Genomic DNA, 7,583 nt, shown 5'->3' with positions numbered 1-7,583 from the left:
AGAACAACCCGCGCACCGAGAACAAGGAGAGCGACCGGCCTGCGCCGTCCGGCAAACAGCGCGACGCGTTCTTCGACAACGCGAAGTACCTCGCGATCGTCCTGGTCGCCATGGGGCACTCCTGGGAGCCCCTGACGGACGGAAGCCGGACGGCCGAGGCGCTGTACATGGTCGTCTACAGCTTCCACATGCCGGCCTTCATCATGATCTCCGGCTACTTCTCGCGCAGCTTCGACATGCGTCCCGACCGGCTGCGCCGGCTCGTGACCGGTGTGCTCGTACCGTTCGTGGTCTTCGAGGTCGCCTACAGCCTCTTCAAGCGCTGGGCGGACGACGACCCGTCGCATCCGATCAGCCTGCTCGACCCCTGGTACCTGACCTGGTTCCTCGTCGCGCTCTTCGTCTGGCGGCTGACCACCCCGCTGTGGAAGGCGATCCGCTGGCCGATCCCGGTCGCGCTCGCCATCGGCGCGCTCGCCTCGATCTCGCCCGACATCGGTGACGACCTGGATCTGCAGCGGGTCCTGCAGTTCCTGCCGTTCTTCGTGATCGGTCTGTCGCTCAAGCCCGAGCACTTCCAGCTGGTGCGCCGCCGCGAGGTGCGCATCCTGTCCGTGCCGATCTTCGGCCTGGCGCTGCTCTTCGCCTACTGGGCCGCTCCGCGGATGACGTCGTCGTGGTTCTACCACCGCGACAGCGCCCAGGAGCTCGGCGCCCCGTGGTGGGCGGGCATCGTGATGACCTTCGCGCTCTTCGCCTGCTCGATGGTTCTGGTGGCCTGCTTCCTGGCCTGGGTGCCCCGGCGCCACATGTGGTTCACCGTGCTCGGCGCGGGCACCCTCTACGGCTACCTGCTGCACGGGTTCCTCACCAAGGGTTCGAGCTTCTGGGGCTGGTACGAGCCGGCCTGGCTGCACAAGCCGCTCGGCGAGATCTTCGTGACCGTGGTCGCGGCCGTGGTCGTCACCCTGCTGTGCACGCCGCCGGTGCAGCGCATGTTCCGCTTCGCCATGGAGCCCGACATGAAGTGGGCCTTCAAGCGGGATGCGGCCGAGCTGGCGCGGGAGCGGACCAAGTCCGGGGCCAAGTAAGTAGCCGCGTACATGGGGCCAAGTAAGTAGCCGCGTACATACGGGAAGGGCGCCCACGATCCGTCGTGGGCGCCCTTCCCGTATGCCGTGGAGGTGTCACGGCCCGTATGCCGTGGAGGCGTCACGCCCCTTTCAGGTGCCGCATCAGCTTCTCGAAGTCCGTCCAGCCCGCGAGGTCCGAGGGGTCGCCCGGCAGCGGGTAGTACAGCGCGGGCCGGGTCGCCGGGCCGAGCTCGACGGGGGCCGTGGCGAGGGGGGTGCGGCGGGCCCGGTCGCCGGGCAGCGCGCGCACCTCGTCGGCGCCGAGCGCGAAGCCGGCGGGTACGGCGGGGGCCTCGAAGTACGGCGGTACGGCGAGGTCGCGGCGGGCCTTGCGGATCTGGACGAGCAGGGACTGCAGGTGGTGCCGGGTGGCCAGGGTCTCCGCGATCGCGGGCAGCCGGTCGAGCGGGGGCTGCTCGTCGGCCCCGTATCCCACGATGACCGTGATGTCCTCCTCGACGCCCGCCTTGGTGCGGCTGACCCGCATCGTGGCGAAGAACGCGTCGCCGACCGCGTACAGGAGCGTGGGCTCGGGCGCGCGCTCATGGGCGAGGTCGGTCAACTGCCGTAGCGACCAGGGGAGGTTGACGGGTTCGGCGGTGCCCCAGCCGGCCGGCGGCCCGCCGCGCAGCGCCTGGCAGACGGCTTCGAGCGCGCCGCCGAGCACGAGGCGGTCGTCGGCGGGGTGGACGGTGCGGAACTGCAGCGTGAGCTGGCGCTCACCGGTGTCGGTGACGTCCTTGAAGACCTCGGGCACGGGCGTCGCGCCGTCCTCGCCGGGCACGGGCTGGAACAGGCCGCCCTGCCAGGCGAGCACCGCTCCGGAGAGCCCGTCGTAGTAGCCGCAGGCCTCGTCGCGGACGACCCAGCGCGAGGGCCAGCCGTCGAGCGCGGCGCGGACGGCCGGGGTGAGGCGGGCGCCGGGCGGGGTGACGATCTGCAGGCCGATCCCGGCGGCCGCGGCCGCGCTCACCGCGGTGGACAGCCAGGCCGTCATGGGGACGACGGGCCGGTCCTGGATGACGACGGCCGCCTTGTCGGTGAGGACGTCGACCGCTCCCCCGGCGGCGTCCGAAGTCACCTGCACGCCCTCGGACTTGACGACATCGAGCGGACGCACGGCCTCGGGCGGCCAGACCGCCCCGCCGACGAGGGAGGCGATACGGGAGACATAGGCGCCCGCGAGCTGTTCGGCCTCGGCGACCCCCGTGGTGGCGCGGGCCTCGGTCCACCAGTACGGCACGGCGGGCTCGCGCACCCCGAGCAGCCGGGTCGCCTCGCCCGGTACCTGGACGAGCAGCGGCGCCTCCACGGAGACCAGGGGCCTGCCCTGCTCGTCGCAGAGCTGCACCACGGCGCCGTCGTCGGCGGCCCGCACCAGCTGGTCGGGGCCGCCGGCGAGCAGACCCGCGAGGACGCTCAGCGGGTCGGGCATCTGCTCGGTGAGGGCGATGACGTCCTTGGTCATGACTCGTCTCTCTACCTGTCGCTGCCTGCGTGGACCGTCTGGATCAGCCGCGACGGCTCACCCCTGCGCACGAACACCCCGCGCCCGGACGGCTGTTGGGACGCGTATACGCCGGGGAACAGCTGTCCCTCGCTGCGGTCGCCGGTCATGACGAGCGCGGACGAGCCCGACTCGCGCAGCCCCTGCACCATCGGCTCGTACAGGCCGCGCGAGGCACCGGCGACGCGGCGGGTCAGGACGAAGTGCAGGCCTATGTCGGCGGCCGAGGGGATGTACGGCAGGAACGGCGAGAGCGGCTGCTGGCCCGCGGTGGTCAGCACGTCGTAGTCGTCGACGAGGACGACGATCCGCGGGCCCGAGCCCCAGCTGCCGGGCTCGAGGTCCTCGGTGTCCTGGGTCTCGTCGGGCAGGCGCTTCTCCAGCTCGGTGGCGATGCCGTTCGAGAGCCCGGTGGCGAGCTTGGCGTTGTAGGCGTAACCACCCCGGTACTCCTCGGGGATCGCGCCGCGCAGCCCGCGCCGCGGGTCGTACACGGCGAAGACCAGCTCGTCCTCGGTGTAGCGCTCCATCAGGCCTTCGGCGATCACGCGCAGGAGATTGGTCTTGCCGCACTCGCTGTCGCCCATCACGATCAAGTGCTGGTCGTGCCGGAAGAGGTCGAGCAGGACCGGCTTGAGCGCGGACTGGTCGAGCGCGATCGGGACGCGCCTGGGCTCGGCGGACGGGCCCGGGAGCAGTTCCTTGTCGAGTACGTGGGGCAACACCCGTACCGGCTGGGCGACTTCACCCGTCCAAGTGGCGCGTACGGTGCGGGCGGTGCGCTCGAGGACGGCGCCGAGCTCAGCGGTATCGGACAGCGAGTCCGTACGGGGCAGCGCGACCTGCGCGAAGAGTTTGGCGTCGGTGAGGACGCGGCCGGGCTCGTCCGGCGAGAGGGTCTCGGCGAGCTTGCGGTCGATGCTGGACTCGGTGGGGTCGTTGAGGCGCAGCTCGACGCGGGTGCCGAAGGTGGTCTGCGTGGCGATACGGACGTCGTTCCAGCGGAGCATGCCGGCGACGATGTGGATGCCGTAGCCGCCGCCGCGCTTCAACAGATCGGTCACCGCGTCGTCGAGGTTCTCGAAGTCGTCGCGCAGGGCGCCGAAGCCGTCGATGAGCAACACGATCTCGGTGGAGGCGAGTTCGGGGATCCGGCCGGCCGCGCGCAGGTCGCGCAGCTGCTCCACGGAGTCGATGCCGTGCGCGCGGAACAGCTCCTCGCGCTGTTCCAGCATCGTGCGCACCTCGTCGACCGTACGGGCGGCCCGCTCACGGTCGGCGCGGCCCGCGATCCCGCCGACGTGCGGCAGACCGGACAGGGCCTGGAGTCCGCCGCCCACCAGGTCGAGGCCGTAGATGCCGACTTCCTGCGGGGTGTGGGTGAGCGCCAGGGACAGGGCGAGCGAGCGGAGCAGCGTGGTCTTGCCGGACTGCGGTCCGCCGATGACGGCCGCGTGGCCGCCCGCGACGGTGAGGTCCAGGACCCACTGGCCCTGCCACTGCTTGGCGGGGTCGTCGAGGATGCCGAGCGGGATCTGGAGCGGTCCGCGCCGGCCGCGCAGCTGCATACCGCGCGCACCGACGTCCACGGGGCCCGCCACCTTGTCGAGGGCGACGGCTTCCGGGAGCGGGGGCAGCCAGATCTGGCGTACGGGATCGGTGGGCGCGTTCTCCAACTGCGAGACGAGGACGCCGAGTTCGGTCGGCCCGGTCTCGCGGCGGCGCATCTGCGGCTCGGCGGGCCCGGTGGAGTCCGCCTCGGCGAGGGTGTTGTACGCCTCGTACTCGAGGGCGAGCGGGCCGCTGTCCTCCTCGTCGCGGGCCACGGGACCCCGGTAGGCGCCGGAGACGTACGAGGCCTTGAACCGTTCGTACACCGACATGTCGACCTTGAGGTAGCCGAAGCCGGGCAGCGGCGGGAGGTGGAAGGCGTCGGTGGTGTCGAGGACCGTACGGGACTCGTCCGGCGAGAAGGTGCGCAGACCCAGGCGGTACGAGAGGTAGGTGTCGAGACCCTTGAGCTTGCCGCCCTCGATGCGCTGCGACGAGAGCAGCAGATGGACGCCGATGGAGCGGCCGATCCGGCCGATGGAGAGGAAGAGGTCGATGAAGTCGGGCTTGGCGGTGAGGAGTTCACCGAACTCGTCGATGACGACGAACAGGTGCGGCAGCGGGTCGAGGTCGGGCCGCTTGGTGGCGCGCAGGGCCGCGTAGTCGCCGATGTCGGCGACGTTGCCCGCGTCCTTCAGTACCTGCTGGCGGCGCTTGACCTCACCGGCGAGCGAGGCGTGCACGCGCTCGACGAGGCCCGCCTGGTTCTCCAGGTTGGTGATCACGCCCGCGACGTGCGGCAGGGACGCGAACGGCGCGAAGGTCGCGCCGCCCTTGTAGTCCACGAGGACGAGCGAGAGGTCCTCGGGCGGATGCGTGGCGACGAGCGCGAGGACGAGCGTACGAAGGAGCTCGGACTTGCCGGAGCCGGTCGCGCCGACGCACAGGCCGTGCGGGCCCATGCCGAGTTCGGAGGACTCCTTGAGGTCGAGCAGGACCGGCTCGTGGGAGTCGCTGATGCCGATCGGGACGCGCAGGAAGGAGCGTTCGCCGCGCGGCGCCCAGAGCTTTTCGAGGTCGAGGCGGGCCACGTCGTCGATGCCGAGCAGTTCGGCGAAGTCGACGGGACCGGAGAGCGGGGCGTCCGCCATGGACTCGGCAGAGAGCCTGAGCGGCGCCAGCATCCGTGCGATGCCTTCGGCGCCCGGCACGGTGACCTCGTCGACGGTGCCGTGGGCGCTGATCGGCTCGGCCTCGCGCAGGTCCTCGATGACGACGCGGTCGCCGTCGACGGTGATACGGACCGAGACCTGGCCGGGCTCCTGGACCCGCTCGGCAAGCAGATGCAGCACGGAGACGCCCATGTCGCGCAGGCCCACCGCGTCGTCGGGGCGCGGGAGTTCGGCCGCGTCCTCGCCGTAGCCGTCGCTGACGACGAGCAGCCGGGAGCTCATGGACAGGGCGTCCTTGTCGGAGAGTCCGCGGCGCACCTCGGCCGCGTACGAGGCGCGGCGGCGCAGTTCGTGGCCGATCCGGCGGGCCAGCTGGGACGGCGACGGTGCGATACGGCGGGCCGCGACCGGTCCGTCGAACTGCTCGCTGTCGAGCAGATGCGGCAGCCACTTCGCCCACTCCCAGTCGCCGAGCCGCTCCCCCGGCACCGCGAGCGCCATCGCCACATCGTCGGGGGCGTGGGTCGCGGCGGCCTGCACGAGCAGGGCGCGGGCCACGCGCAGGGTGTCCTCGCGGGGGCCGACGACGCTGATGTTGCCGACGCGGTCGAGCGGGACGGTGAGCGGGAGCTCGGTGCCGGTGCGGAAGCGGTCCATCAGGGCGGACGCCTCGTTGAGCATGAACTTGTCGGGCGGGGTGAGCACCGAGGAGCCCTGCTGCTGAATCTTCAGATCCCGTACGGGCATCTCGCCGGTGCCGACCCGTACCCGCAGGAAGTCGCCGTCCGTGCGGCGGCGCTCCCACAGCCGGGCCGGATCGCGCACGATGTCGTAGAGCGCGGAGGGCGGTGGGTTGAGGACGCCGGCGCGTTCGCGGCGCTGCTTCTCCTCCCCCGACAGCTCCTCGCGCAGTTCCTCCAGGTATTCGAGGTACGCCTCGCGCTGGGTGCGGCGGGTGCGCTGGGCCTTGCCCTTCTGGGAGAAGACGAGCACCACCGAACCGATGATGGTGACGATCAGGATCAGCGCGCCGATCGCCGCGAACGCGCCGTTGCTGCGCAGGACCGTCATCATCACGACCGACGACATGACGCCCGCGACCGGAAGCAGCGAGGTCGCGATGTTGCCGCCCTTGCCGTCGGGCAGGTTCGGCGGCGCCTCGATGACACGGGCCTCGGACGCGGCCGTCGGCCGGGTGGTGCGGGCCGGGCGGTGGATCAGTCGGGTGCTCATCGGCTGCTCATCGGCTTCTCGTCAGCTTCTCTTCGTACGACGGCTCAGCGGCGCTTCTGCGACAGCTGGAACACCTCGGCGGCGAGGCGGGTCGCGGCGGTCCGGGTCGGCTGGGCGAGCAGTTCGGTGCGGATCGCGCCGCCGGACGCCAAGTGCCGGTCGTACGGCAGGAGTTGGACGCCCACCCCGGTCGACTTCAGCTTCTCGGTGGCCTTCGCGAGGTCGAGCCCGCTGTGCGGCACCATCTCGGTGAGCACCACGACGGTGCCCTCGATCATGTGCCGCGGCAGGCTCTGCATCCACTGCAGTACGGAGTACGTGGACGTGACGCCTTCGAGCGTCGCGGGCGCGACCAGGATCCGGGCCTGGGCCGCGGACAGCGCGGTACGGGCGACCTCGGCGGGCAGCGTCTCGCAGTCGACGACCGTGATCCCGAAGTAGCGGCGCAGCGAGACCATGACCTTCTCGTACGCCTTGAGGTCGAGCATCGCGCCGATCTGGCCCTGGCTGCCGGGCAGCAGCCAGGCGTTGCCGGGGAGCTGGACCAGGTAACCGGTGACGTCGAGCAGGGACATCTGCGGGACGACGATCGAGGCGAGGTCACCGGTGGTCCAGCGCAGCGCCTCGGCGCCGACGCGCAGCGGCAGGGTGCCGAGCGCGGGGTCGGCCTCGACGAGCAGGACCGGGTCGTGGCGGTAGTGCGCGTACGTGGTGCCGAGCAGCGCGGAGACCGTGGACTTGCCGGCGCCGCCGCGGATCGAGGTGACGGCGATCTGGCGGCCGGTGGTGACCGGGGCCTGGAGCAGTTCGCCGAGCCTCGACGCCTCGGCCACCTCACGCGCGGCGCTCGACGAGACGGTCCTGCGGACGGCCCGCAGCGCGCGGGTCGCGAAGGGTTCGCCGTGCCGGGGCTTGCGGCGGGCGGCGGCGAGGTCGCGGTCGAGCACCTGGCGGGAGTCGGGGGTGTGGGCGGGGCCGCGGGTATAC

General features: G+C 71.7%; 4 protein-coding genes. 1 reads left to right on the top strand and 3 read right to left on the bottom strand.

The annotated features are described in order from the left end of the window. Window positions 1-1,091, top strand: a 1,091-nt coding sequence (locus G6045_RS37805) for an acyltransferase family protein (protein ID WP_165336768.1), incomplete at its 5' end; no start/stop codon positions are given. A 121-nt stretch (window positions 1,092-1,212) separates the two neighbouring features. On the opposite strand, the gene G6045_RS37800 is transcribed toward G6045_RS37805, so the two are convergent. The 3 genes from G6045_RS37800 to G6045_RS37790 all read right to left on the bottom strand — a co-directional run. Then, on the bottom strand, window positions 1,213-2,601 hold the full coding sequence (locus tag G6045_RS37800) for a DUF6177 family protein (RefSeq protein WP_165336767.1): 1,389 nt from the start codon (window positions 2,599-2,601) through the stop codon (window positions 1,213-1,215). Window positions 2,602-2,612: 11 nt separating this feature from the next. Next, window positions 2,613-6,596 (bottom strand): type VII secretion protein EccCb, encoded by a 3,984-nt coding sequence (eccCb, locus tag G6045_RS37795; protein ID WP_165336766.1) that lies wholly within the window; start codon window positions 6,594-6,596, stop codon window positions 2,613-2,615. A gap of 44 nt (window positions 6,597-6,640) precedes the next feature. Continuing rightward, a partial coding sequence (locus G6045_RS37790; protein ID WP_206344710.1) for a MinD/ParA family ATP-binding protein occupies window positions 6,641-7,583 on the bottom strand: 943 nt, incomplete at its 5' end.

The organism is Streptomyces mesophilus (assembly GCF_011044995.1).
Classification (GTDB): Bacteria; Actinomycetota; Actinomycetes; order Streptomycetales; family Streptomycetaceae; genus Streptomyces; species Streptomyces mesophilus.
The sequence above is the reverse complement of the archived record's forward strand: the minus strand, read 5'-3'. Positions and strand labels throughout refer to the sequence as shown.